The sequence below is a fragment of the Alkalibacter rhizosphaerae genome (assembly GCF_017352215.1).
Classification (GTDB): Bacteria; Bacillota; Clostridia; order Eubacteriales; family Alkalibacteraceae; genus Alkalibacter; species Alkalibacter rhizosphaerae.
Genome location: NZ_CP071444.1, coordinates 2,234,843 through 2,259,262 on the forward strand (window position 1 = coordinate 2,234,843; position 24,420 = coordinate 2,259,262).

The 24,420-nt window shown below is 45.4% G+C and carries 25 protein-coding genes and 1 other RNA gene; 20 read left to right on the forward strand and 6 right to left on the reverse strand.

All coding sequences use genetic code 11. The annotated features are described in order from the left end of the window. The first annotated feature begins 6 nt into the window (after nt 1–6). Nucleotides 7–858: a DegV family protein gene (gene fakB, locus J0B03_RS11085; RefSeq protein WP_207299659.1), complete on the forward strand. Its 852-nt coding sequence runs from the start codon at nt 7–9 to the stop codon at nt 856–858. Here fakB and J0B03_RS11090 read toward each other — a convergent pair. Beyond that, entirely contained in the window at nt 848–1,771 is a 924-nt protein-coding gene (locus J0B03_RS11090) for an alpha/beta hydrolase (protein WP_207299660.1), read from the reverse strand. The genes fakB and J0B03_RS11090 overlap by 11 nt on opposite strands. A gap of 110 nt (nt 1,772–1,881) precedes the next feature. Between J0B03_RS11090 and J0B03_RS11095 the strand changes: the two genes are divergently transcribed. Continuing rightward, the gene (locus J0B03_RS11095) at nt 1,882–2,874 is read left to right on the forward strand and encodes an NAD(+)/NADH kinase (RefSeq protein WP_207299661.1); all 993 of its coding nucleotides are present in this window, start codon (nt 1,882–1,884) and stop codon (nt 2,872–2,874) included. A gap of 17 nt (nt 2,875–2,891) precedes the next feature. Here J0B03_RS11095 and J0B03_RS11100 read toward each other — a convergent pair whose 3' ends face one another. Continuing rightward, the gene (locus J0B03_RS11100) at nt 2,892–3,824 is read right to left on the reverse strand and encodes a toast rack family protein (protein ID WP_207299662.1); all 933 of its coding nucleotides are present in this window, start codon (nt 3,822–3,824) and stop codon (nt 2,892–2,894) included. Then, nucleotides 3,814–4,236: a PspC domain-containing protein gene (locus tag J0B03_RS11105; RefSeq protein WP_207299663.1), complete on the reverse strand. Its 423-nt coding sequence runs from the start codon at nt 4,234–4,236 to the stop codon at nt 3,814–3,816. Before J0B03_RS11105 ends, J0B03_RS11100 begins: the two co-directional genes overlap by 11 nt. Before the next feature lie 111 nt (nt 4,237–4,347). On the opposite strand from J0B03_RS11105, the gene J0B03_RS11110 reads away from it, so the two are divergent. The 14 genes from J0B03_RS11110 to J0B03_RS11175 all read left to right on the forward strand — a co-directional run bounded on the left by J0B03_RS11110 (nt 4,348) and on the right by J0B03_RS11175 (nt 17,497). Continuing rightward, complete coding sequence (locus tag J0B03_RS11110) at nt 4,348–5,529, forward strand: ATP-binding protein (RefSeq protein ID WP_207299664.1); 1,182 nt, start codon at nt 4,348–4,350, stop codon at nt 5,527–5,529. A gap of 70 nt (nt 5,530–5,599) precedes the next feature. Beyond that, complete coding sequence (gloA, locus tag J0B03_RS11115; protein ID WP_207299665.1) at nt 5,600–5,980, forward strand: lactoylglutathione lyase; 381 nt, start codon at nt 5,600–5,602, stop codon at nt 5,978–5,980. Between the two features lie 85 nt (nt 5,981–6,065). Further along, entirely contained in the window at nt 6,066–7,283 is a 1,218-nt protein-coding gene (locus J0B03_RS11120) for a pyridoxal phosphate-dependent aminotransferase (protein WP_207299666.1), read from the forward strand. A gap of 175 nt (nt 7,284–7,458) precedes the next feature. Continuing rightward, complete coding sequence (locus J0B03_RS11125) at nt 7,459–7,782, forward strand: hypothetical protein (protein WP_207299667.1); 324 nt, start codon at nt 7,459–7,461, stop codon at nt 7,780–7,782. Between the two features lie 6 nt (nt 7,783–7,788). Beyond that, nucleotides 7,789–8,847: a V-type ATPase subunit gene (locus tag J0B03_RS11130; protein WP_207299668.1), complete on the forward strand. Its 1,059-nt coding sequence runs from the start codon at nt 7,789–7,791 to the stop codon at nt 8,845–8,847. After that, the gene (locus tag J0B03_RS11135) at nt 8,847–10,796 is read left to right on the forward strand and encodes a V-type ATP synthase subunit I (protein WP_207299669.1); all 1,950 of its coding nucleotides are present in this window, start codon (nt 8,847–8,849) and stop codon (nt 10,794–10,796) included. The genes J0B03_RS11130 and J0B03_RS11135 overlap by 1 nt, the downstream gene beginning before the upstream one ends. A gap of 16 nt (nt 10,797–10,812) precedes the next feature. After that, on the forward strand, nt 10,813–11,232 hold the full coding sequence (locus J0B03_RS11140) for an ATP synthase subunit C (RefSeq protein ID WP_207299670.1): 420 nt from the start codon (nt 10,813–10,815) through the stop codon (nt 11,230–11,232). A gap of 10 nt (nt 11,233–11,242) precedes the next feature. Then, nucleotides 11,243–11,539 carry a V-type ATP synthase subunit F gene (locus tag J0B03_RS11145; RefSeq protein ID WP_207299671.1) on the forward strand — a complete coding sequence of 99 codons (297 nt, stop codon included), beginning with the start codon at nt 11,243–11,245 and terminating at the stop codon, nt 11,537–11,539. Nucleotides 11,540–11,552: 13 nt separating this feature from the next. Beyond that, nucleotides 11,553–12,170: a V-type ATP synthase subunit E gene (locus J0B03_RS11150; protein WP_207299672.1), complete on the forward strand. Its 618-nt coding sequence runs from the start codon at nt 11,553–11,555 to the stop codon at nt 12,168–12,170. Next, on the forward strand, nt 12,163–13,929 hold the full coding sequence (locus J0B03_RS11155) for a V-type ATP synthase subunit A (RefSeq protein ID WP_207299673.1): 1,767 nt from the start codon (nt 12,163–12,165) through the stop codon (nt 13,927–13,929). The genes J0B03_RS11150 and J0B03_RS11155 overlap by 8 nt, the downstream gene beginning before the upstream one ends. 9 nt (nt 13,930–13,938) lie before the next feature. After that, nucleotides 13,939–15,324, forward strand: a complete 1,386-nt coding sequence (locus J0B03_RS11160; RefSeq protein ID WP_207299674.1) for a V-type ATP synthase subunit B — start codon at nt 13,939–13,941, stop codon at nt 15,322–15,324. 4 nt (nt 15,325–15,328) lie between these two features. Then, on the forward strand, nt 15,329–15,943 hold the full coding sequence (locus J0B03_RS11165; protein ID WP_207299675.1) for a V-type ATP synthase subunit D: 615 nt from the start codon (nt 15,329–15,331) through the stop codon (nt 15,941–15,943). A gap of 158 nt (nt 15,944–16,101) precedes the next feature. Then, nucleotides 16,102–16,668 (forward strand): GNAT family N-acetyltransferase, encoded by a 567-nt coding sequence (locus J0B03_RS11170; protein ID WP_207299676.1) that lies wholly within the window; start codon nt 16,102–16,104, stop codon nt 16,666–16,668. Next, nucleotides 16,655–17,497 (forward strand): histidinol-phosphatase, encoded by an 843-nt coding sequence (locus J0B03_RS11175; RefSeq protein WP_207299677.1) that lies wholly within the window; start codon nt 16,655–16,657, stop codon nt 17,495–17,497. Before J0B03_RS11170 ends, J0B03_RS11175 begins: the two co-directional genes overlap by 14 nt. Nucleotides 17,498–17,500: 3 nt before the next feature. Here the strand turns inward: J0B03_RS11175 and J0B03_RS11180 are convergent, their stop codons facing one another. Beyond that, the gene (locus tag J0B03_RS11180; protein ID WP_207299678.1) at nt 17,501–18,745 is read right to left on the reverse strand and encodes a D-alanyl-D-alanine carboxypeptidase family protein; all 1,245 of its coding nucleotides are present in this window, start codon (nt 18,743–18,745) and stop codon (nt 17,501–17,503) included. Between the two features lie 117 nt (nt 18,746–18,862). On the opposite strand from J0B03_RS11180, the gene J0B03_RS11185 reads away from it, so the two are divergent. Genes J0B03_RS11185 through holA form a run of 3 tightly spaced genes read left to right on the forward strand, consistent with a single transcriptional unit; the run spans nt 18,863 to nt 22,837 of the window. Continuing rightward, nucleotides 18,863–19,528, forward strand: a complete 666-nt coding sequence (locus tag J0B03_RS11185; RefSeq protein ID WP_207299679.1) for a ComEA family DNA-binding protein — start codon at nt 18,863–18,865, stop codon at nt 19,526–19,528. Between the two features lies 1 nt (nt 19,529). Continuing rightward, on the forward strand, nt 19,530–21,821 hold the full coding sequence (locus J0B03_RS11190) for a DNA internalization-related competence protein ComEC/Rec2 (protein ID WP_207299680.1): 2,292 nt from the start codon (nt 19,530–19,532) through the stop codon (nt 21,819–21,821). Further along, nucleotides 21,818–22,837 (forward strand): DNA polymerase III subunit delta, encoded by a 1,020-nt coding sequence (holA, locus tag J0B03_RS11195; RefSeq protein WP_207299681.1) that lies wholly within the window; start codon nt 21,818–21,820, stop codon nt 22,835–22,837. Before J0B03_RS11190 ends, holA begins: the two co-directional genes overlap by 4 nt. A 74-nt stretch (nt 22,838–22,911) precedes the next feature. On the opposite strand, the gene rpsT is transcribed toward holA, so the two are convergent. Both rpsT and J0B03_RS11205 read right to left on the reverse strand, forming a co-directional pair. Further along, the gene (gene rpsT / locus J0B03_RS11200; RefSeq protein WP_207299682.1) at nt 22,912–23,172 is read right to left on the reverse strand and encodes a 30S ribosomal protein S20; all 261 of its coding nucleotides are present in this window, start codon (nt 23,170–23,172) and stop codon (nt 22,912–22,914) included. 81 nt (nt 23,173–23,253) lie between these two features. Beyond that, nucleotides 23,254–24,084: a prephenate dehydratase gene (locus tag J0B03_RS11205; protein ID WP_207299683.1), complete on the reverse strand. Its 831-nt coding sequence runs from the start codon at nt 24,082–24,084 to the stop codon at nt 23,254–23,256. Between the two features lie 141 nt (nt 24,085–24,225). Between J0B03_RS11205 and ssrS the strand changes: the two genes are divergently transcribed. Further along, nucleotides 24,226–24,403, forward strand: a non-coding RNA gene (gene ssrS, locus J0B03_RS11210) — 6S RNA. The last annotated feature ends 17 nt before the right edge of the window (nt 24,404–24,420 follow it).

A 24,420-nucleotide genomic window follows, 5' to 3' on the forward strand; every position in this document is an offset into this window, starting at 1 on the left:
GTGAGCATGGCTGTACGTTTGATAACAGATAGCGCCAGCGATTTGCCATTGGCGTTGGAAAAAGAATTTCAGGCAAAGATCGTACCATTGACGGTGAATTTTGGAGAAAATGAGCATTACAAAGACCGCTTCGAGATCACATCGGAAGAATTTTTCAAAAAACTGGCTGACGGTGACGTAACTCCCTTTACCTCCCAGGTAAACCCGGGGGAATTTGAAGTCGTATTCAAAGAAGTGCTGGAGAATGGTGATGACATCGTGGGTGTGTTTTTATCAGCAGAATTGAGCGGTACCTACAATTCGGCGGTTTTGGCAAGAGAAAGCCTGTCAGAGTACAGGGACCGGATCCACCTGGTCGATTCCGAATCCGTCAGTTTGGGACTTTCTTTATTGATAAAGAATGCAGGACGATTGGTCCAAAAAGGATTGAATGCAAAAGAAGTGGCAGTCCGTTTGGAAAATATGAAAAGAAAAATGGAAACGATCATCGTGGTGGATACCCTGGAGTATTTGCGCAAAGGGGGAAGACTCTCTGCCGGAGCTGCATTTATAGGCAGCGTATTGAACCTGAAGCCTATTTTGACCATCAAAGACGGAAAACTTGTAGCAAAGGACAAGGTTCGCGGTCGGAAAAAAGCCATTAAATGGATCAAGGACTGGATCGACGAGAACAAATTTGTACTTGCAGACAAGACCGTGTTTTTGGTCCATGCAGCAGCAGCGGAGTATATGGAGGAACTGAAAATAGCCATTGAAAGTACATATCAACCGAAAGAGATCCTTTTCACACAGGTCGGAGGTGTGGTGGGGACCCACTCGGGCCCCGGCGCCATCGGTATATGTTTCATCAACGATTGAGAAAGGCGACGATATCCTCGTATACCCGTTCCCGTCCGACTTCATTGAGGATCTCATGACGATATCCCGGATAGAGGATGGAAGCGCAATTCTCAGCCTCGTTATCGCCGCTGCAAAAGAAATCGGTCAGCCAGGCGATATCCTTACCCATGTTTCCAACAGGATCTTCACTTCCCGACAGGAAGAGGAGGTCCTGTTTCTTTTTCATTCGAGCCATGTTGACGAGATCGTTGCAATGGATCAATCCTTCCACCAGATCCAGATAAAATTGGCTGGAACAAACGAAACCGCACAGTGGATCCTCCATGTATTCATCCACGATCCTTTCATCCCGGCTCAACCAGTCAAATGGTGTACGGGGATCGGGAACGGACTTGGCATAGGCGCCAAAAACCAGTTTGTCCATGAAGGGAGAAGGAGCCCAGGGTTTTTTTACAGAGCGAAGGGTTTTTGCCAGCAATCGGGCGCTTTTCATGACCAATGGAGCCAATCCCCGAGATGAACCGGAGAGGATGACTTTGCTTCTTTCCTTGTCGTGGAACTCAATGCAGTAACTGCGCAGCAGCAAAGATCCCATGCTGTGTCCCAGCAGGATTGGTGGCCTGTCGTGTTCGGAAGTGATCATGTCAATAAATGTGCTGATGTCCTGTACGACGGCAAACCAGCCTTCCCGATCCGCAAAATGTCCAAGACGTCCATTTTGAACGCTTTGCCCGTGTCCACGCAGGTCCATGGCGTAGACGTGAAATCCCTGTTCGTTCAGATAGGTCGCAAAATGGTCGTATCTGCTGGCGTGCTCCGCCATGCCGTGGACGATAAGCAGTGGTTTTGCATTGGTGGTTTGGGACATCCATTTATACCAGAAAATTTGTTGTTGATCTGCCGTGGTAAAAGATCCACCGGATCGCATCATTTGTTACGCCCCCTTTTTCTCTTATTATAGCACGTTGAAGAAGTGGTTTCCTGTGCTGTTTTTTGGGTAGATAAGAAGAGTCTATAGATTTGGAACAGGAGTGAAAAAATATGAAAACGATCGGTATTATAGCAAACCCCAATTCCGGGAAAGATATTCGACGATTATTCTCCTATGCGTTGACGATCGGCAACAATGAAAAAGCAAATATGGTGGAACGCATGATTTTGGGTGCCCAGGATTTGGGAGTGGAAAAGTTTCTGGTCATGCCGGACGCCTACAACATGGGTGCCAGCATCAAAAATACATTAGAGAACAACGATGATATGAAATCGGAATTGCATGTTCTGGATTTCCCACTCAAGAATTCATGGAAGGACACCGTATTGGCTGCCGAGCAAATGGAAGAAGCGGGAGCGGACTGCATCATCGTTTTGGGCGGTGACGGAACCAGCCGGCTCCTTGGAAGAGTTCGTACTTCCGTTCCCATCATCAGTGTTTCTACGGGAACCAATAACGTATATCCGGAGTTTTTGGAAGGAACGGTGGCCGGAATGGCAGCAGCTGTCGTCACTGCTTTTGGTCCAAAGACGGAGTATGTGCATCGGGACAAGATGATGGAGATCTACCTCAACGGAGATCACGTGGATGTGGCATTGGTTGATGCAGTCGTCACCAGCAATTTTTTTGTTGGCAGCAGAGCCATTTGGGATCTGGATGAAATAAAGGAAGTCATGGTCACCCGAGCCCATCCATCGGCGATCGGATTTTCAGCAGTTATTGGTGTACAAGCGGTCAGCTTGCCGGAAGATGACTTCGGATATCGGATCAAGCTTCACGAAGGCACAAAAAAAACCCTGGTACCTTTCAGTCCAGGGAAGATGACGGAAGTATCCACACAGGCTCCAGTGCGAATGGAGTTGGATCAAACCTACGTGGTCAAAACAGACTATGCCGGCACCCTGGCTTTGGACGGAGAGAGGACCGTCACATTCAAAGCAGGCGATACCCTTGGCTTTGTACTTCGACGCAAGGGCCCCAGCAGGGTGGACGTTTCAAAGGCATTGGAATTCGCAGTAGAGCATGATTTTTTTGCGCGCTGAATCCAATCAAAACGCTGTCAATAGCGATGGAATTGAACTTCACCCAAGCCTACTTCCAAGTTGAGTTCAATAGTATTCGCGCCGTCTAAATGGTTTGTACTGGTGTAGGTATTTCCTTCTTTTGCAAGATTCAATCCGTCGATATTGGTGGAATTCAAGGCTCCGTTCATATGAATGACTAATGCGGCACTTTCAGGGATATAAATGTCGACCTGGGAAACCCCGCTTTTCATGTTGAAAACCGAATGCTCCAAGCTGTCCCCCAGCCGAACGGACATTTTACCTGCGCCCAGGGCCAGGTCCATTTTTGTCAATGATACATGAGAAAGATCCAATTCCGCATCCACAGCTCCGCTTTCCATGTCGATGGACCAGGGGATGTCTTCGTTGATTGTCAGATTCAACTCGTTGTCCGATGAATCACCGATGTTGACTACATTGCCCCTATTGTTGATGTCGATTTCAGCGACACCGTTGGTGACATCATCCAGTTCCACGTACAAATCGTCGATGGTCGTGTTTAGGGACAACAGATCCTCCGATGAACCGGAGTCCAGCTGAAAACGAGTAGCGCCTATACGCAATTGGAGTTCCCCTTCTGATATGGTTTCCGCCATAGGATAGGAATAATCGTCCTCAACCCGGTTTTCCTGGCCTGGGATCCCGTTGTTGCCATTGTTGTCGATGTTGTTGGAAAAAGGATTTCCGACTTGAAGGAAGATGGAATAGCCAATGATGACAAGCAGAAAGACCACCCAGAGGATCCTTTCCACCGTTTTGTTTTGAACGATCAACCCTGCACCGACAAAAACGATGATCAAAGGCCATAGACGGGTGAATGCGGTAATAAGGTATCGCATGTTGTAATCAAAGATGTTCAGATTATTTAAAAACCACAACAATCCCAAGATCACCAATACTGCACCTAAAAATATATTTCTATTTTTCATTTGTATCGTTCCTTCCTCTTAAGATCAAGTAAGCGCCTACTCCGATCAAGGCAGCGGGCCATAACAATTCATCAAAAAATATGAATCGAAAGTTTTTCATCAACAACACCAAGCCGGCAATGATCAAAATGGCGGCCAGGACCTTTCGCTGATCGTCGGAACGGTCGGTGCCTTCTGCAGGTGTGTCCGTTTCCGATGGTGCCTGCCAACCGGAGTCCCTCTGCAATTCGTCCTCATAAGGTAGTACAATAGCAGCTACCAAATACAATAAAAAACCTGTGCCATAGAACAGGGCGGTCGCCGCCCAAATGATTCGAATGATGGAAGCGTCGATGTCAAAATACTTGGACAACCCCCCACATACTCCCAATATCATTTTATCTGATCTGGATTTATACAATCTACCTTTCATGTAAATCCCTCCTCGGATATAATACTAATAGACCAAGATTAGAGGAAGATTAAAACCCGATTATTTGAACATTATAACGCAATGAATTTTGAAGGGAGGGACGGCATACCGATGAAACAGCTCAAAGTATATCACCAGTTGATGAAAGATCCGGGTGTGGAGTTGTACCGCACCTATATACTGGAAAAAAACAAAGATAAACAACGGGAAATTGCAGAGCGGATGATTGTTTATCTGTTGGATCATGGACAGAAAAAAGATGGGATCTTCAGTTGGAAAGATTATATTGCCCAAAGGGTGTTGGCGGATGAAAATTTGTTCTCCATGGGAGCGGAACAAAGACGACCCATGGTCAGGCCGGTGTTGCAAATGACACTGTCGGATCTGTATAAAATCCAGCAAATGATGAAAACAACATGGACGGCTTATGGCCATGCCGCTTTTGACTTGCTCAACGGCATTTTTCAAGAGAAGGATACAAATCCGTTTGTAAAACTAAGTACGGCAGATCTTTTCAAGTGGTTGAAAAAATTTCATGAACAAAACGGCACCGGGATCTTTACATCCTCGTATGTATTCAAGTTGACAACAGATGGAACGGTCATTGGGGTCGATCATTTTGAGAAGGTTTCTTTCCAGGACCTGATCGGGTATCAGCGGCAGATGGATTCCATTCGTGAAAACGTGGAAAGTTTTCTACATGGGAAAGGATTCAACAACATGCTGCTGTACGGAGATCGGGGCACCGGAAAATCTTCATCCGTAAAGGCACTACTCCACGAATATAAAGAAGAGGGACTGGCGGTCATCGAGATGAAAAAAGACCAGTTCATCCATTTTTCAAATATCAGCAATACCTTGCGGGGACGGCGCCAGAAGTGCATGGTTTTTATCGATGATTTGTCCTTTGAACCCAGTGAAACCAGTTATAAAGAATTAAAGGCCGTTTTGGAAGGCAGCTTCGAATCAAAACCGGAAAACATCATGATGGTCGTCACTTCCAATAGAAGACATTTGATCAAAGAATCTTTTGCCGACCGGGAAACGGATATCCATGTCCGGGAAACGATAGGAGAGCAGCTGTCCCTATTCGATCGGTTTGGATTGATCGTCTACTTTGATCAACCCGGCGAGGCGCTTTTTCAAGAAATGGTTTTGGAAATGGCCAGTCGGGAAGGGATCGTTCATTCAGAAGAAGAACTTTTGGCGTTGGCGAACCGTTGGAAAGTGGAAAAGGGCACCAAATCGGGACGAAGCGTACGACAATTTATTGATTCCCTGAAAAGACAGTAAAAGAGGATGGAGTATTTTACACCTTTGACGGGCTGTGTTAAAATGAAACAAAAACTTTAGGAGGTCACCCATGAAATTTGAAATCGTACATACGTGCATTCGGATAAAGGATTTGGAAAAATCCCTTAAATTTTATCAACACGCATTGGGAATGAAAGAAGTGAAGCGAAAGGACTTTCCGGAAGACGGATTCACCCTGGTGTTCCTGGGAGATGAAAACGGAAATCATGAATTGGAGCTGACCTACAATTATGATCGGGATACAGCTTATGAGCTGGGGGATGGATACAGTCATTTAGCCATGGTGGTGGACGACCTGGAAGGGGCCCACAGCTTTCATGAAGAAGCAGGCTACCCGGTAACTCCCATCAAAGGATTGTCGGATGGACCACCCAAAATTTATTTTATTACAGATCCCGACGGATATAAAATAGAGATCATCCGCAAGTAAACAAAAGTGTTACAAAATCGTCATTGCATTTGGATATCACTTTGTTATAATTATTCAAAATATCAACTGGAAAAGAGTGAAAGCGATGAATCAAGTTCACAAATCCAAAAAATTGGAAAATGTTTGTTATGATATCCGTGGTCCCGTCATGGAACAAAGCAAGATCATGGAAGCCAACGGAGAAAATATCATAAAACTCAACATTGGAAATCCTGCTCCCTTTGATTTGTTTGCGCCAGATGAGATCATTCATGATGTCCGCATCAATTTAAAAGAAGCGGAAGGCTATTGCGATTCCAAAGGCATTTTCCCTGCTCGCAAAGCCATCATGCAGCACTATCAGAACAAGAATATCATGGATGTGACGCTGGAAGACGTATACATCGGCAACGGCGTTAGTGAACTGATCACTACTTCCATGCAGGCCTTGTTGGATGCAGGAGACGAGATCCTGGTACCGGCACCGGATTATCCCTTGTGGACAGCATCGGTGAATTTGGCTGGTGGAAAGCCGGTTCATTACATTTGTGATGAAGAAGCGGACTGGAATCCGGATATCGAGGATATCAAGTCAAAGATCACAGACCGAACCCGGGGGATCGTCATTATAAATCCCAATAATCCCACAGGTGCTGTCTATGAAAAGGAATTTTTGGTTCAGGTGGCCAAACTTGCAGAAGAAAATGGATTGATCGTCTTTTCCGACGAGATCTATGACAAAATCATTTACGATAACGTACCGCACTATTCCATGGCCAGTTTTGTTCATGATGTGCTCTGCATCACATTCAACGGATTGTCCAAATCCCATCGGATCGCCGGATTTCGGGTAGGCTGGATGGTGCTGACGGGCAACAAGGATGGTGCCAAGGATTACATCGAAGGGTTGAACATGCTGACCAGCATGCGGTTGTGCTCCAATGTACCGGCCCAATATGCCATTCAAACCGCTTTGGGCGGCTACCAGAGCATCAATGATCTGATCAAGCCAGGCGGCCGACTTTATATTCAACGGGACTATATATACCAACGATTGAACAGCATCGAAGGGGTCAGCTGCACCAAGCCGAAAGGTGCTTTCTATTCTTTTCCGAAGCTGGATGTGGAGCGTTTCAATATCACCAATGACATGAAATTTGCATTGGATCTGCTTCGCAGTAAAAAAGTGTTGATCGTTCAGGGTAGCGGGTTCAACTGGAAAAACCCGGATCATTTCCGTATCGTGTTTTTGCCGGTTATGGAAGAGTTGAGAGACGCCTTGGATCGCCTGGAAGATTTTTTAAAAGATTACAAGCAATCGTAAAAAACAAAAAAATGGCCGAAAGGTCATTTTTTGCAGGTAAAACATAAGAATATTCTAAATTAATAAAATAAACAAAAAAATACATCCAATATATGGTAAATCATTTGACCTTTGCGAAAGAAGGAGTATAATGGATTATTAGATTGAAAACATGAACGAGGTGAGGGTGAAGAGCATGAATGAACTAAACTATGTGTTGACTCGGATTTTGGATATGGACAGCCGAGCCGCCCAAGTAAAGGAAGATGCATTCAAGCAGTTGGATCAAATGGAACAAGAAACGAAAGGGATCATTGCGGCCCTGGAAGAAACCATGGCGCAACAATTGGAAAAGGAATTAGAATCGTATCGACAGCGAGTGGTGATAAAAGCTCAGGAACAAAGCCGCAACATTTTGGAAAAAGCAAGAAAAGAAGGAGCGGCTATGGAAGAAGCGTATAGTAAAAACAAAGAATCGCTGGTCCAAAAGGCGATGCAGCGATTGACGGCAGGGAGTTGACGAGTAGTGTTGATCAATAACCAAACCGATGCGATTTTTGCAAAAACCAGTGGAATGAAGGCGAATCTTCTGGATGACGAAGATTTCAACCAACTGATTCGAAGAGATACGGTTCGGGAGATCTATGACTATTTGCTGGAAAATTCCAATTATGGAGAAGCCTTGGCCAAATTGAAAGGCCAGAAGATCCACCGGGGTGATGTGGAATTGGCCTTGTACAAAACCAACATTCAATCCAATTTGAAGTTGCTCCACTACCTTGGTGGAGAATACAAGGTATTTTTAAAGACATTTCTGAGAAAATATGAGATCGAAGACGTGAAACTGGCCATCGAGTCGGTAACAGGTCGGACCAGGATCACGGACTTGGAAAACCACATCTTGTCGGATGAAGCCTTTTCCGATTTGGATATGGAGGCCCTGTTCAAAAGGGATACGCTGGAACAGGTCATGGAGCAATTGAAAGGAACGGACTATTATCGATTGTTGGAACCATACGCCAACCAAGTGGACTCCAAATTTAGTTTTTACGTGGAGATGATCTTGGATCGCTATTATTTCAGCAACTTGCTCAAAGCGATGAAAAAGTTGCCGGACAAGGATGCAGGTGAAGCAAGAGAATTGATGCAGCGAAACGTGGACTTATACAATCTGGAATGGATCTACAGGGCTAGAAAATTTTATGATATTTCTAAAGAAGAAGTGTTGAACTTCACACTGGACGGGGGGAAAAAATTCCCGTACCGGGAGTTGGAGTCGTTGATCTATGACCACACATTTGAAGGAATGATCGAAGTACTCCAGAAAAGTGAGTATGGATTCATGTTCAATCACGATCATGACGTGAATCTATACATGGAAAGAAGAATCGAAAGATACATGTATTACAAGAGCAAGTCTTTATACCGGCGTTCCATCCTTGATTTCGGCAAGGTCGTTGCCTTTATTCTGCTCCATGAGTACGAAGTAAAAGACATCACCTCCATCATCGAATGCAAAAGGTACAAACTTTCCTCGTCGGAAATCGCAAAATACTTAATACGAAACACGGAGGTGACGGAATAATGGCCATTGAAAAACTGGCAATGATGAACGTGGTTGGAGAAAACAGCTACGTCAACGAATTCATCAAAGAAATACTACTAATGGAAAATGTACAAGTCATCGATGCATACACGGAGATCGACAGTTTTCGTTTCACCATCGATGTGACGGAGGAGAACATCAAGGAGATCCTGGGATTTTCTTTTCTGGAATCAGGCATCAATCTGGGACAGTCTGAGGATTTTACCAGACGGATCAATTTGATCCGAGACGCATATGAAGGCGAATTTACCGTGGATAAAACGGTACTTCAAGGGGACATCGACATGGATCAGGTGGTCAACAATGTCTACGACATTTACAATTCCCTGCATAAGCGGCATAAGGTATTAAAACTGTTTCAAGAAGACATCCGCCTGATGGATCAAAGCATTCGTGCGTATCGGTACTTAAAAGATGCCGGAGTGACCATGGAAGAAATCAACAACATGCGCTACTTCAACTGCAAGCTGGGAGCACTCAGCAAAGAGAGCGTACAACGGCTGAAAAGAAACTATGGCAACATCACCGCCGTAGTGGTCCATGTCGGCAGCGAAGAAGACAACGAAGTTTATTTGGTATTGTCTCCAAAAGATTTGGAAACAGAGACCAATCGACTTCTCAAATCCTTGAACTTCAAAGTAATCGAAGGACTGCGGGATGAGTATTCAAAATCTCCGGAGGAGATCATCCAGTGGTTGGAAACCAAACGGGCGTCTTTTGCAAAGAAAGCGGACCAACTGGAAAGAGAGATCAACGAAATAAAAGACACACACTGGAATGACAGCAATTATGCCTATAACGTTTTTCACCTGTATACAAGAATCGAAGACGTCAAGAAGACCATGGCCTTCAGTGAAGAGAATTTTTATTTTTCCGGATGGATCCCAAAAAAAATGAAGCATGCCATCAAACAGAGATTGTCAAAGTTTGAAAACATCATCATTCTATTCAATGAGGATTATGGAGATGACCATAATATCAAGCCGCCGACCAAGCTGCGAAACACCTGGATGTTCAAACCATTTGAGTTTATGATCAAAATGTACGGCATGCCAAACTACAAGGAGTTGGATCCGACGCCTTTTCTCAGTATTTCCTACCTGGTGTTTTTCGGATTCATGTTTGGGGACATAGGGCAAGGTTTTGTCCTGTTTCTTCTGGGTTTTATTGCAGGTCAAAAAAAGTTTGTTTTGGGACATATCATCCAGCGTCTTGGTATCAGTTCCATGATCTTTGGCGTGATCTACGGCAGTATTTTTGGTTTTGAAAACCTGTTGCCGGCATTATGGGTAAAACCCTTTCATCACATCAACACCATCTTGTTGACCGCCATTGTGGTGGGAGTGGCATTTTTGTTGGTCGCATATTTTTACGGGATGATCAACAGCCTCAAGGCAAAAAATTACTCTTCTTTTGCGTTGGGTAAGAATGGTGTGACCGGCTTTGTGTTGTATGTCACCCTTTTATTGGTAATACTGGCCGCTTTCACCGGGCAACGAACGTGGTCCATCATCTTGTTGGCCGTCATCGCCGTTTTGGCAGTGATCCTGCTATTCATGAAGGAGTCTGTATCAAAACTTTTGAACATGAAGGACGCCAGCGGAGAAGGGCATGAAGATGCCGGCGTGGTGGAACGTGTTTTTGAAATGTTTGAAATATTGCTCAGCATGGTCAGCAACACCCTTTCTTTTATTCGGGTCGGTGCTTTTGCCCTTAATCACGTTGGTCTGTTTCTTGCGTTTGAATCTCTGGCCAAGTTGGCAGGCAGCGGGGTCGGAAGTGCAATAGTCTATGTGGTAGGGAATATTTTCATCATAGGCCTGGAGGGTTTGATCGTTGGTATTCAGGTCATGCGGCTGGAATACTACGAATTGTTTGGAAAATATTTTGAGGGCGGCGGTATTGAATTCAAGCCGGCCAAATTATAATCAAGGAGGAAATAAAATGTTGAACTTTATTTTGTACAGTGCCATTATCGTTGTATTTATGACCATTTCTGCGGGAGTTTTCTATTTGAAGAAAGGCTATGAGCACAACAGCAAGATCCGAAAATTTTTGCACGCAAATCTGACCTTGTTCATTCCCATGATGATGGGAGCCATCATCGTGATCATTCCTGGCATCGTACGTGCTGCGGATACCGCCTCGTCTGCTTCCGGACTGGGTTACATGGGTGCGGCACTTTCCACCGGACTAGCGTGTCTGGGTAGTGGAGTGGCCGTAGGAAACGTTGGATCGGCTGCATTGGGTGCAGTAAGCGAAGATGAAAAAATGTTGGGTAAAACGTTGATCTACGTAGGATTGGCGGAAGGCATCGCCATCTACGGGCTGGTCATCTCCATCATGATTTTAGGCGCACTGTAGGAGATCGGCGATGAAATCCTACTTTATCAGCGACAATCGGGATACCTATGTAGGGTTGCGATTAGCAGGAATGGCAGGAGAGTATCTGCAAAATTTGGAAGAGGCTGCCAGCGCATTCAAGCAGGCGGTAGAACAACCCTATGGAATGCTTTTTATCACGGAAAAAGTGTATAATAAAACGAAAAATCAAGTCATTGCCTATAAGGAACGACATGCACTGCCTCTGGTTACGGTCATACCGGACCGCCACGGGTATGAAGAGAAGGAAAGCATCACGGATTACATCAAGGATTCCATAGGCTTATGACAGGAGGAACGTCATGATTACAGTAGAAGACAAAATACGTACCTTTTCCAAGTACGTTTACGAAAAAGAAGTAAAGCAGAAAGATGAAGCGCTGCAAAAGGAAAAAGTGAAACAGGAACAAATTCGTGAGGAAGCAAAGTCGCGGATCCTGGGAAAAAACGAGATCCAATTGGCGAAGCAAAAGAAGAAGCTGGATTTGGAAGCCCAGCGAATCATTTCCAGTGCCAAATCGGAAGCCCGCAACATCAACCATCAAATAAAGGCAGGGATCCAAAAGGACCTGAAAGACTCCATGGAGCAGGCAGTTGTGGCATACATCCAATCTGCGGAATATGAAGTGTGGATGAAAAAACAGTTGACGGAAGTACTTCTGGATTCCAAGGGTACGAAGGCTGTCGTTGCCTTGATCGCGGATGACATTCCCCGTTTTCAATCTTTTTTGAAGGATGGATTCCCCTTGGTCGTAGTTGAGACACTGGATGCAGAGGCCTTGGGAGGCGCATTGGTAGAATTTCCAGAAGCAGGTACCAGAATGGATTTCACGTTGAAGAGCAAGCTGGAGGAAATGGAGAACGAATCGGGATTGGAATTGAACGAAGTGCTGGATGAGGCGGTGAAGGCAAATGATTGAGGCAGGCAAAATCACCATGATCAACGGACCCGTATTGCGGGGCGACAACATGTCCGGCTTTAAAATGCGGGAGATGGTCATGGTCGGGACAAAACGTCTCATCGGTGAAGTCATCATTCTAGAAGGAGAGACCGGCGTCATTCAGGTTTACGAAGAGACGGAAGGACTGCGCCTGGGGGAAGAGATCATATCCACTGGGAAGCCATTGTCGGTAAAACTGGGACCCGGCATGATCGGAAATATTTTTGACGGGATCCAACGGCCCTTGATGAAAATCGACGAAATCAACAAGGATTTTATTGCGGAGGGGATCGGTTTGATCTCCCTGGATGAAGAAAAAAAATGGTCCACCAAAATTCTGGTAAAACCGGGAATGGAACTTAAGCCTGGAGACATCTTCGGCGAAGTGGAAGAATCCCAACTGATCACCCATCGGCTGATGGTTCCTCCGGGGATCCGCGGAGAAGTGGAAAGAGTGGAGGAAGACGGAGAATACACCATTGATGATATTTTGGTCGTGTTGAAAAATGGACCGGACCACCATCAACTCACCATGGTACAGGAATGGCCGGTTCGTACATCCCGCCCAGTTCAACAGCGTAAGGAGATCGAGACGCTTTTGACGACAGGGCAGCGGGTATTGGATCTGTTTTTCCCTTTGGCCAAGGGTGGAACTTGCGCCATACCCGGAGGATTCGGTACTGGGAAAACAATGACCCAGCATCAGTTGGCAAAATGGTGCGATGCCGATATCATCATCTACATCGGTTGCGGAGAACGAGGAAACGAGATGACGGAAGTTTTGGAGGATTTTCCGAAACTCATCGACCCCAAATCCAATCGTCCCTTGATGGAACGGACCGTTCTCATCGCAAACACCTCTAATATGCCCGTAGCGGCCAGGGAAGCCAGCATATATACCGGCATCACCATGGCGGAGTACTATCGGGATATGGGCTATGACGTGGCCATTATGGCCGATTCTACCTCTCGTTGGGCGGAAGCGTTGCGGGAGATCTCCGGACGTCTGGAAGAAATGCCGGCGGAAGAAGGGTACCCAGCTTATTTATCGTCTCGGATCGCGGAATTTTACGAGAGGGCCGGGTATGTGGAAACTTTGGGAAATCGGAAAGGTTCCGTTACCATTATCGGAGCGGTCTCTCCCGCAGGTGGAGATTTTAGTGAGCCAGTAACAGAGAATACGAAACGTTATGTCAACGTATTTTTGGGATTGGACAAGGAACTGGCATATGCAAGACATTATCCAGCCATCAACTGGTTGGAAAGCTATAGCGGTTACATCAAGGTCTTGGAGGGATGGTACGAAGAAAATTTGGCAGAAGACGCTATCCCATTGCGCAACCGCATGTTGGAATTGCTGTACAAAGAAAACAAATTGCTGGAGATCGTCATGCTGGTAGGCGAAGACGTTCTGCCTGACGATCAACGGATCATTCTGGAAATATCCAAGATCATCAAGGAAGGTTTTTTACAGCAGAATGCCTTTAATAAAGAGGACACTTATGTACCTTTGGTAAAACAATATCGGATGCTCAAAATCATGGAGTACTTGTACGAAAAATGCAAGGCGTCCCTGGCATTGAACATACCCATATCCAAAATCAAAAATCAGGAATTGTTTGATGAGTTGATCAAAATGAAGTACACCATACCCAATGCAGACATGTCCGGCATTGATGACATTCAAGGTCGAATCGACGCGTACTACGATCAGCTCAACGAAACATACATCAATTAGGAGGGCGCCATGAAAAAAGAATATTTAAAAATCGATAAAGTAGTGGGTCCTCTGGTCGAGATCTCCAATGTGGAGGATGTGGCCTACGGAGAAGTCGTGGACATCAAAACCAAAGACGGGGTCGTAAAAAAAGGAAAAGTCATTCGACTGGACCAGGAAAAGGCAACCATTCAAGTATTTGAAAACACATCCGGTCTTTCAACGGAAAATGCCAGTGTCAAATTTTTGGATGAGGCTTTTGAGCTTCCCTTGTCCAAAGATATTCTGGGAAGAGTCTTTGACGGTCTGGGAAGGCCGGCAGACAAGGGAGGCCCCATTTACAGCAGAAAAAAATACAACATCAATGGACGTGCCATCAATCCGGTTGCGAGACAATACCCCAGGGACTTTATTCAAACCGGTGTTTCCAGCATCGATGGGTTGATGACATTGATCCGGGGGCAAAAGCTTCCCATCTTTTCCGGGAACGGGATGACCCACAATGAGTTGGCCGCACAAATCGTACGCCAGGCCAAGCTTGGAGAGGGATCCAATGAAGATTTTGCCGTGGTGTTTGCCGCTATCGGCGTCAAGCACGACGATGCGGATTTCTTTCGAAAAAGTTTTGTAGAAGCCAATGCCATGGATCGGGTGGTCATGTTTATTAACTATGCAGATGACCCGGTGGCGGAGCGGATCAATACGCCCCGATGTGCATTGACAGCTGCAGAGTACCTTGCCTTTGAGGAAGGCATGCAGATCCTTGTGGTCATGAGCGACATTACCAGTTATTGTGAAGCATTGCGGGAAGTGTCATCCGCCAGGGAAGAAGTACCAAGCAGAAAGGGATTTCCGGGTTATCTGTATTCGGATCTGGCATCCCTTTACGAACGAGCTGGCATGTTGAAGGACAATCCGGGTTCCATCACTTTTTTGCCGATCTTGACCATGCCCAATGACGATATCACCCATCCCATTCCCGACTTGACAGGGTTTATTACAGAAGGTCAGATCGTATTGGGACGGGACCTGTTTCAAAACAATGTTTATCCGCCAGTCAACATATTGCCGTCGCTGTCTCGACTGATGAAAGACGGCATCGGAGAAGGGTACACCAGGGAAGACCATCCGGATTTAGCCAATCAACTCTTTGCATCCTATTCCAAAGTGCAGGAAGTACGTGCCCTGGCCCAGATCATCGGAGAAGACGACCTGACGGAAAGCGACCAGCAGTACATGAAATTCGGGAAAGAATTTGAAGAGGAATTCATCGCCCAAGGGTTTGAGGAGAATCGAAACATGGAAGAAACCTTGGATCTGGGATGGCGAATTCTACGATCCTTGCCGGAAAATGAATTGACCCGACTGGATCAAAAATGGATCGACACATATCTAAAACGAAACGATAGCAGGTGATCTTGTGGCGAACAGGATAACGCCGACAAAGGCAAACTTGATCAAAAGCAAGGGGACCCTTCAGTTTTCTCAAAAGGGTTTTGAATTGCTGGACAAAAAAAGAACGGTATTGATCCAAGAGATGATGACATTGATCGATTCAGCCAAAGAGATCGAACACAAAATGGAACTGAGGTTTCAGGAAGCCTATGAAGCGATCCAGGATGCAAGCATCACCATGGGGGTGACCAACCTGGAAGAAGTTATTCTGGGTATGGAGAAGGAAAAGGATTATCAAATTCGATTTCGAAGCGTCATGGGAGTGGAGATCCCGGAGATCATATATGAGAGGGAAGAAAAGCTCAAACCTCAATATGGGTTTTATCGCAGCAATCCTTCTCTGGATGTGATGATCCACGCCATCAATGAAGTCAAATACCTGTCTTATGAATTGGCCAGAGTGGAAACGGCAGCCCATCGGCTGGCCATGGAAATTCGAAAGACGCAAAAGAGGGCCAATGCGCTGGAAAAAATCCATATTCCTCGCTTGAGAGTGGCGATCAAGTTTATCGAGGAAACGTTGGAAGAAAAAGAGCGGGAAGATTTTTTCCGTTTGAAGATCATAAAAAAGAAGAAGTAGCTTGAATAACGAAACGACCTCTTTTATAATGTGATTGGCTGGAAACAGAAATTCGTGCCATGGAATGTGACATCCACCTTCCATGGCTTTTTAAAAATTTTCTTTATTCACTGTTGAAATGCTGAATTCCATGGATCCGACAAGGGAGGCTAACGAATATGATCTTGGAGACACGTCGCATGAAACTCCATAGTCCCAGTATCATCTACACAAAATTGGTACAGCAGTTTTACTGGAAAAATAGAAACTATTTGAAACCGTGGGAACCGACCCGTACAAATGAGTTTTACTCCTTTGAATACCAATTTCAGGATCTGTTGGAACAAAGCCGAGCATTTAGGAAAGGGGAAGAGTATCGATTTTGGCTGACCCCCAAAGATAAACCCAACATCATTATTGGTTCGGTGGTCATCAGTGGGATCTTTCGGGGAAATTTTCAGTCTTGCTTCATGGGCTACAAAATGGATAAAGACTGGACCGGTCAAGGGAGGATGACGGAAGCCTGCAGGAGAATGGTAGAGTTTGCTTTCAGCAGAGAAGGCGCGGATTTGCATCGTGTCGAGATCAACATCGTTCCCGAGAATACACCTTCTGTTCGAATCGCCCAAAAGCTTGATTTTACGCAGGAAGGGTTTTCCAGGCAGTATCTGCAAATCGACGGCCAGTGGAAAGATCATTTGCGGTTTGCAAAAACCAGGGAGGAGCAGATCGATGATTTCAAGTAACTTTCACATACACAGTACATTTTGTGACGGGAAGAACTCTTTGGATGAAATGGCAAAAGCGGCCATAAGATCCAGATTAAAAGCCATCGCGTTCACATCCCACAATCCATTGGAGGGAGAAGAACACTGGACCCTTTCTCAAGATAAGGTAGAAACCTATCTAAAGGAGATCCAACATCTTCAAAAGGTGTATGAAAAGCAGATAGATATATATTCCGGCCTGGAAGTGGATTATTTATTTGATTCCGGCTTCAATCCTTTGGCGAAACCTTATTTGAAGCGATTGGATTGCTGGATCGGTTCGGTCCATGCTTTAGCAAGATGGGAGAACGGAAAGTACTGGTTTGTTGATGAAGATGAAAAGAATTTTCACGAAGGGATCCAACATTTTTTTAGCGGAGAAGCTCGAAAAGCGGTCCAACGCTATTACGAGATCCAAATGGAAATGGTGGAAGCAGGCGGACTTTCTTTTATCGGACATATGGATCTGATCAAAAAAAACAATCGCAACCATCAGTATTTTTGTGAAACGGATCTTTGGTATCGAGACTTGGTGGAAGTTTTCTTGAAAACAGTGAAGAGGAAGGATGCCATTGTTGAGATCAATACCGGTGGCGTACGTCGATATGGGAAAGAGTGCTTTTATCCCAGCGTCTGGATCCTGGAGCGGATCCGCGATCTGGAAATCCGTTGGACCATCAATGGGGACAGCCACGATACAGGAGGCATTGCCTACTACTTCGAAGAAACGGAAGCATTGCTCCGAAATAAAGGGATGAACGGATATTGGAGCTTCGAAAGTGGAAAGTGGATACAAAAAAAGTTCTGAAAATCAGAACTTTGCGTATTCACTTCTTCTTTTTTTTGCCATTTTTCGCTTTCGGATCTTTTGATTGACACGATAAACATAAATGCGAAGGATCAAATATACAAGGACCAGCAAAGCCAATAGGACGATCGACCCATTCAGCAAAAACTTGCCTAAATGAAAAGGCGCTTCCACCGTTTCCGCAGCCAATAATCCGATCCGTCCAATTTCCGTATTTCCAAGCCGATAGACAATGTTGCCGATTTGTTCGCCTTCTTTTACCGGCAGATCCAGCTCTTCGGGAACTTCCAGGATTTGTTCCACCTTGTTGGTTTCGGAAATTTGAAGAGTATAACGAAAGGGGTCAGCTGCCAACAAATCCAACGATCGGTCGCCGATGGGAATGGAATCCACCACCTGTTTTTCTTCCAACAGGACAAGAGGGGAGAAGGAATCGAATCCATATTCGAAAAGCTGATTGGTGCTTGCATAGGTCATGGGTCCAACGCACTGCATCACTGCGGTGATCAGCAACTGACCATCCCGACGTGCAGCACTGACTAGTGTATTGCCGGCTTGATTGGTGTAACCCGTCTTGCTTGCGATGACGTCCTCGTTGTAATAAGTGCCTGAAGTGGATTGAAAGAGTTTGTTTTTTGTCCACAAATATCGGATATCCTGGTGTTCTGTTTGGGGGATCACATAATGACGAGTGACCAGCGCATCCGTCAATTCCGGATGGGTCAAAACCTCTTTCATGATCGATGCCATATCTTTTGCCGTAGTTACATGATTCTCGTCATGAAGACCATGAGGATTGACAAAATTGCTGTTTACAGCTCCCAGTTCTTTCGCACGCCGGGTCATTTTTTCTGCAAAAGCCGGCACACTGCCGCTGATGTGTTCCGCAATAACGACGGCGGCATCGTTGGCCGATTCAACGAGGAGGGCATGGAGCAGCTGTTCTCCGGTAAGTTTTTCTCCCGGGATCAGATAGATCTGGCTACTCCCTTGTTCGATTTGATAAGGGACATCGTCCCCTACGACCAGGATCTCATCCAACGAAACATTTTCAATAAATAGCAGGGCAGTAAGCAACTTTGTGATGCTGGCGGGGTAGCATTGCTGGTCTGCGTTTTTTTCGTAAAGAACCTGTCCGGTATGACCGTCCATCAGAATGGCCGCCGGAGCTTCCACCAAAGGTTGGGCGGAAACGGTTGTCCATGACAGTATAAAAAACGTGAAAAACAAGAAAATTCTTCGTTTCAATGGGCAAACCTCCAAATCGTTTATACATGGTATAGTATACAAAATAAATAAGAAGAAATCAAAGAAATCATGAAGGAGATGGGGGGGAAAAGTGGAATAAAAGGGTGGAGGGATCACATGGATAAATTGTGGGAAAAACTTAAAACGCTGCCTGTAGTGTATCTGCCGCTGGTTTTGATCATTGCTTTGGGAATTTTTTTTCTGATTGGAAGAGATCGCGATCTTCCGGTGGTGTTGGAAGAACCGCCGTCAGAGCAGGTTTCGGAAAATTTGTTGGAAGATGAAGTCGCAGAGAATGAAGATGAGGAATTGGAGACGGAAATTCCTGAAGAAATTTTCGTGCACGTTTCCGGACAAGTCAACCGTCCGGGAGTCGTTTGCCTTCCCAGCGGGGCCAGGGTATATGAAGCGTTGGAAATGGCCGGTGGAATGAATGCCGATGGAGACTTGGAGAGCATTAATCTTGCAGCGGTATTGTTGGATCAGCAAAAGGTGGTGGTGGGGAGTTTGAAGCAGCGGCTGGCCCAGGGAGAAACGGTGCCGATTGGAGAAATCATGCCGGAAGAGCCCATAATGCCTGCAGATGATGGAAAGATCAACATAAATACGGCGACGAAGGATCAACTGGAGTCGCTGCCGGGGATCGGTCCGGTCATTGCCGATCACATTGTTTCTTATCGGCAAGCCAACGGCGGGTTCAAAAACATTGAAGAAATAAAAAATGTTCATCGCATCGGGGAAGCCACCTTTGCCAATATCAAAGAGTTGATCGGGGTACGCTGAAGTGAACCGATTGTTTTTGCTGCTCTTTTTCCAAGGGATCTTGTTGTTTTCAGCAATGATGCAAAGAAATGCGATTTTGGGCTTGTTGTTCGTTTTAGTTTTGATATTTGGAGTATTCATCCATCGGACACAAGAAAAGCGTTTTCTGATCATTTCCATGTTGTTTATTTCGGTGTTGATCCTGCAGGTCAAGTGGATCCCCAGGCAGGCGGTCCGAAGTTTTGAGAGCGATGGAAAAGAAGTGACCGGAAAAATCATTTCCTTTGTACAAATTCGAGAAGATCAGGTCCAGTTTGTATTGGAGGATCAAAGCAACAACAACAGGTTCCAATGTTTTTCAGATCCTGTCGATTGGGAAGAGAACCTGGATCTCGGAGATGTGATACGACTGACTGGGCGGTTGGAGAAGCCGGATGGGCTTCGAAATCCTGGAGGTTTCGATTACAGTAAGTTTCTGTTGGCCAAAAAGATCGGGTGGGTTTTTTATGGATCGGGACGACCAATACTGATTTCATCAGGAGGAAACAGACCTATCATGCTACGGTTGGTGGAAATGCGGACCTTCTTTATGCAAACGCTGGAAAGAGAACTGAGCCCTCCCAATGGGGCATTTGCAAAAGGACTTCTTTTTGGTGAAAAGGGAATGGATGAATCCGAAGCGGATCTGTTTTCCAGAGTCGGGATCTCGCACGTGCTGGCCGTTTCCGGACTTCATATAGGGATCTTGTATGCTTTTCTATCCGGTATGCTTCGCCGATTGTCCATGCCGGGTTTCTTGATGTTGCTTATTCTTGGAAGTTTTTTTCTGGTATATGGTTTTTGGTGCGGATTCTCCGTTTCTGTGGTCCGAGCAGGCGGCATGGCCATGATCCATCTCTTGGCCCAGTGCCGGAAATACCATTACGATTCTTTGAACGCCATGGCAGTGGTTGGGTGTTTGTCCATGATGTACAATCCGTACACCGTTGCAACGGCTTCTTTTCAACTTTCGTATGCTGCAGTCTTCGCCATACAGTTGTTTCATGGATTTCTTGTCCGATTTTGGGAAAGACTCCACCCGCGACTGGCCAAATTGGCCAGTCCCTTCTTGCTTTCCGGCGCTGTGTTTTGTTTTTCTATTCCCATGGTGGTACAGTTGTTTCACCGGATCCCCATGCTCTCCGTATGGATCAACGTATTGGTGGTGCCTTTGGCTTCTCTGGTATTGATCCTTTTGCTATTAAGCTGTCTGGCTGGTTGGATCGGCATGGGGCCCGTTGCAGGCTGGGGCTTTGATGGAGCAGATCTTCTGATCCACTGGATCTTTCGGATCGTCGGCATTGTGGGAAAGATGCCTTTTCACAGTTGGATGGCACCCTCCTTGCCGGTTTGGGGAATGCTCGTCTTTTATTTTTGGTTGTTTCTTCTTTGCGGATACTTTTATATCAGGTCTCGCTGGAAAAAAAGATTGGCCCTACTTCTGATTTTAATGGTGATATGGGTCCCGATCATGGAAGATTTTCTTGATCCTTCCATGCAGATCACATTTTTGGATGTTGGGCAGGGAGACAGCATCATCGCGGAACTTCCAGGTGGAAAAACGCTCCTGGTGGACGGGGGCGGTAGCTCATACCGAAAGGTAGGCGAAGAAGTGGTGCTGAAGGCATTGCTGCATTCAGGGATCGACAAGGTGGATGTGATGGTTTGCACCCATTCCCATTCGGATCATTCTTTGGGTCTTTGGGAATTGATGGATGATGTGGAAGTATCCATGATCGTCATCAACAGCCTGGAGCCGGAATCTGCATACGGAGATCTAATTGCGGAGGCCCATCGGCAGAAGATTCCTGTTGTAAAAGTACACGGAGGGATGGAAATGGATCTTGGGAAAAAAGTCCGCATGAAATTTTTGCATCCTGTTGATGGACAGTCCTATACTGATCCAAACAACAGTTCATTGGTTGCTCAGATCGTGTACGACAAAACTGCTTTTTTATTGACTGGCGACGTGGAAAGACTTGGGGAGGAAACCGTGCTGCGTAATGGAGAAGATCTAAAAAGCCATGTGATGAAGATTGCCCATCATGGAAGCAATACTTCTTCCATTCCTCAATTCATCGAAAAGATAGATCCGGACTTTGCCGTGATCAGTGTTGGAAAAAACAACCAATACAGCCATCCCGGGGATAAAACACTTGAATTACTGGAGTCGAAAGGGGTACAATACTATCGGACAGACCACCACGGTGCGGTCGTATTCACCAGTGATGGAATAAGGATCCGGGGGAAATCCCTGGTAAAGGAGCAGGAATGAAATATCAGGAACTGAATGCAAATATCAAAGAAAACAAGATCGCAAAGGTTTATCTGCTTTGCGGAGAGGAATACCAAATTTCTAAAATGATGGCCGGAAACTTGAAAACCCATTTGATCGATCCGGCCTTTGAACAGCTCAATTACATTCGCTTTGATGAAAAGACCCATACAGTGCAGGACATCGTTGCTTTTAGCGAGACCATGCCCTTTATGAGTGAAAAAAGAATGGTTCTGGTTGCAGAAGGCAACTTGCTTCACGGGTCCATCCCGGATCAAGATGCGGATACCCTGATCCAATACATAAAAACCCCCAATGATGCCACGTGCCTTGTTTTTCTTTCCAGAAAGATCGACAAGAAAAGAAAATTGACGAAAGCATTGCTGGAACATGGTGTCGTGGTGGAAACGAACCGAGTGGATCGGATCCAGTTGGAAAAGTGGATCGCCAAAAGAATCCGGGTTGCCGGAAAAAAAGTGGACCGACTTGCCATGAATGCATTGGTGGAAGGTTTGGAATACCTGGATAAAGACAGTAAGATGAACTTGGAGGACGTGGACAACGAACTGGAAAAGATCATTGCCTACGCTGGTGAACGGGTTCAAATTGAATCGGAGGATGTGGCAGTTGTTCTGTCTCGAGGAGTGGAACACAGCATATTCCGCATGGTCGATTTTCTTGGAACGGGAAAGGTAAAAGAAAGCCTGGAGATCCTCGACTATTTGTTTGAAGTGGGTGAACATCCGACAAAAATCTTGTTCATGATGGTCCGTCAACTGAGAATACTGTATCGAAGCAAGTTGTTGAAAGAACGCGGTTATACCACGGAGCATATCGCGTCCACAACGGGATTCCGCCCCTTCATGATCAACAACGCCCTACGCCAGGGGAGGAATTTTTCTCTGGAGAAACTCAAGAAAGCTTACGAACGCTGTGCTGATATCGACCGTTTGCTCAAGAGCACAAAGAATGATCCCAAAGTGCTTCTTGAAATGCTCATATTTGATCTGAGATGAAGCGGATTTTGGCAAAAAAAATAGACTACGTGAGTAGTCTTTTTTTAGACACGGTGTGGGAAATACGCGAGGGGTTACATTGCGTTCAATTTTCTTGCCAAGCTGCTTTTTTTTCTGGCTGCAGAGTTCTTGTGCAGAACACCTTTTGATACACCTTTGTCCAGCTTTTTGACAGCAGTTTTAAAAGCGTCCAATGCGACTTCTGGATCTTTGGATTCAAGAGCCACGTCGAATTTTTTGATACTGGTTTTGATTCCAGTCTTGACACTCTTGTTTCTCATTGTCCGAATTTCCGCAAGTTGCGCTCTTTTCATAGCGGATTTAATATTTGCCATGTTTTCACCACCCCTCATTCTTTATAACATTAGACATTTTATCATTAGAAGAGAGGGAATACAAGGATTATTTTTTCATTTCTATACTTCCAGGTTGTGAGCGACGTAGTTGCCCAATATTTTAAATTGAGGACTGTTCTTTTTTAACAGCTCAAGGACTCTGGCAACTGCCGGATCCTCCATGTTTCCTTCCACGTCGACAAAATACGAGTACGCCCAAGGAGTATTCTTCGCCGGGCGGCTGATCAGTTTTAAGAGATTGATATTTTCACGGGCAAAATACCCCAAAGCGGTGTACAATGCACCTGGCTTGTGTGGAGTGGTAAAAAACAAGCTCAGTTTATTGGCGTTTTCACTGGGCATCCGGGTTTTCGACAGTATGATGAATTTGGTGATGTTGTTTGAATAATTGTTGATATTGTCGGATAAAATGTCCAATTCGTTGAGTTTTGCGGCGAGCAGGCTGCCTATGGATGCCAGACCGGGGTCTTGTTTTTCCCGCACCAGTTGTGCGCTGACCGCTGTATTGGTGGTTGGGATGGGTGTAATTTTGTGATCCCGGATAAATCGGCTGCATTGATCCAGGGCTTGTTGGTGAGAATAAACAGTATGGATCCGATCCAATGACGAGCCAGGGATGCACATCAAATGATGTTTTACTTCGATGCAACGTTCCCCAACGATAAACAGATCTCGATTGGCGAGTAGATCGAATACTTCGTAAACGCCGCCTGTAGTAGAGTTCTCAAAAGGAAGAATGCCAAAATCTGATTCTCCGGATTCCACCGATTCAAAAACGTCGGAAAACAACATGGTATTGATGCTGTTGATCTTATCGTCGAAATATTCGTTCATGGCTTGATAACTGTATGAACCTGGCACGCCTTGATATGCTACGGTAATGTTTGTCATGAGATCGTCCTTTTCCTTTTCCCTTGATTATATAAAATGACGAACATTAAAGCAACCTTTGAAAAAACGAGGAAATGGAAAATATTAACTTCCAATTAAAGACCTTTTAGTTTATAATGAAGTTAATAAAACAAGAAACAAAATTTCCTGAAATGCTCGAATCGACCTGGTATTTTGAACCTACAACATTGAACAGGGAGTTCGACGTTTTCAATAGGATGTCAAGCCTCCTTGAGAGGAAGACAGAGGATTGGAACAGGACACCCACCTAGAATATTTCTAGGCGTCAAAATCCAGGCAACGACATTTCGGGAATAAGCACCTTTCGGTGCTTAT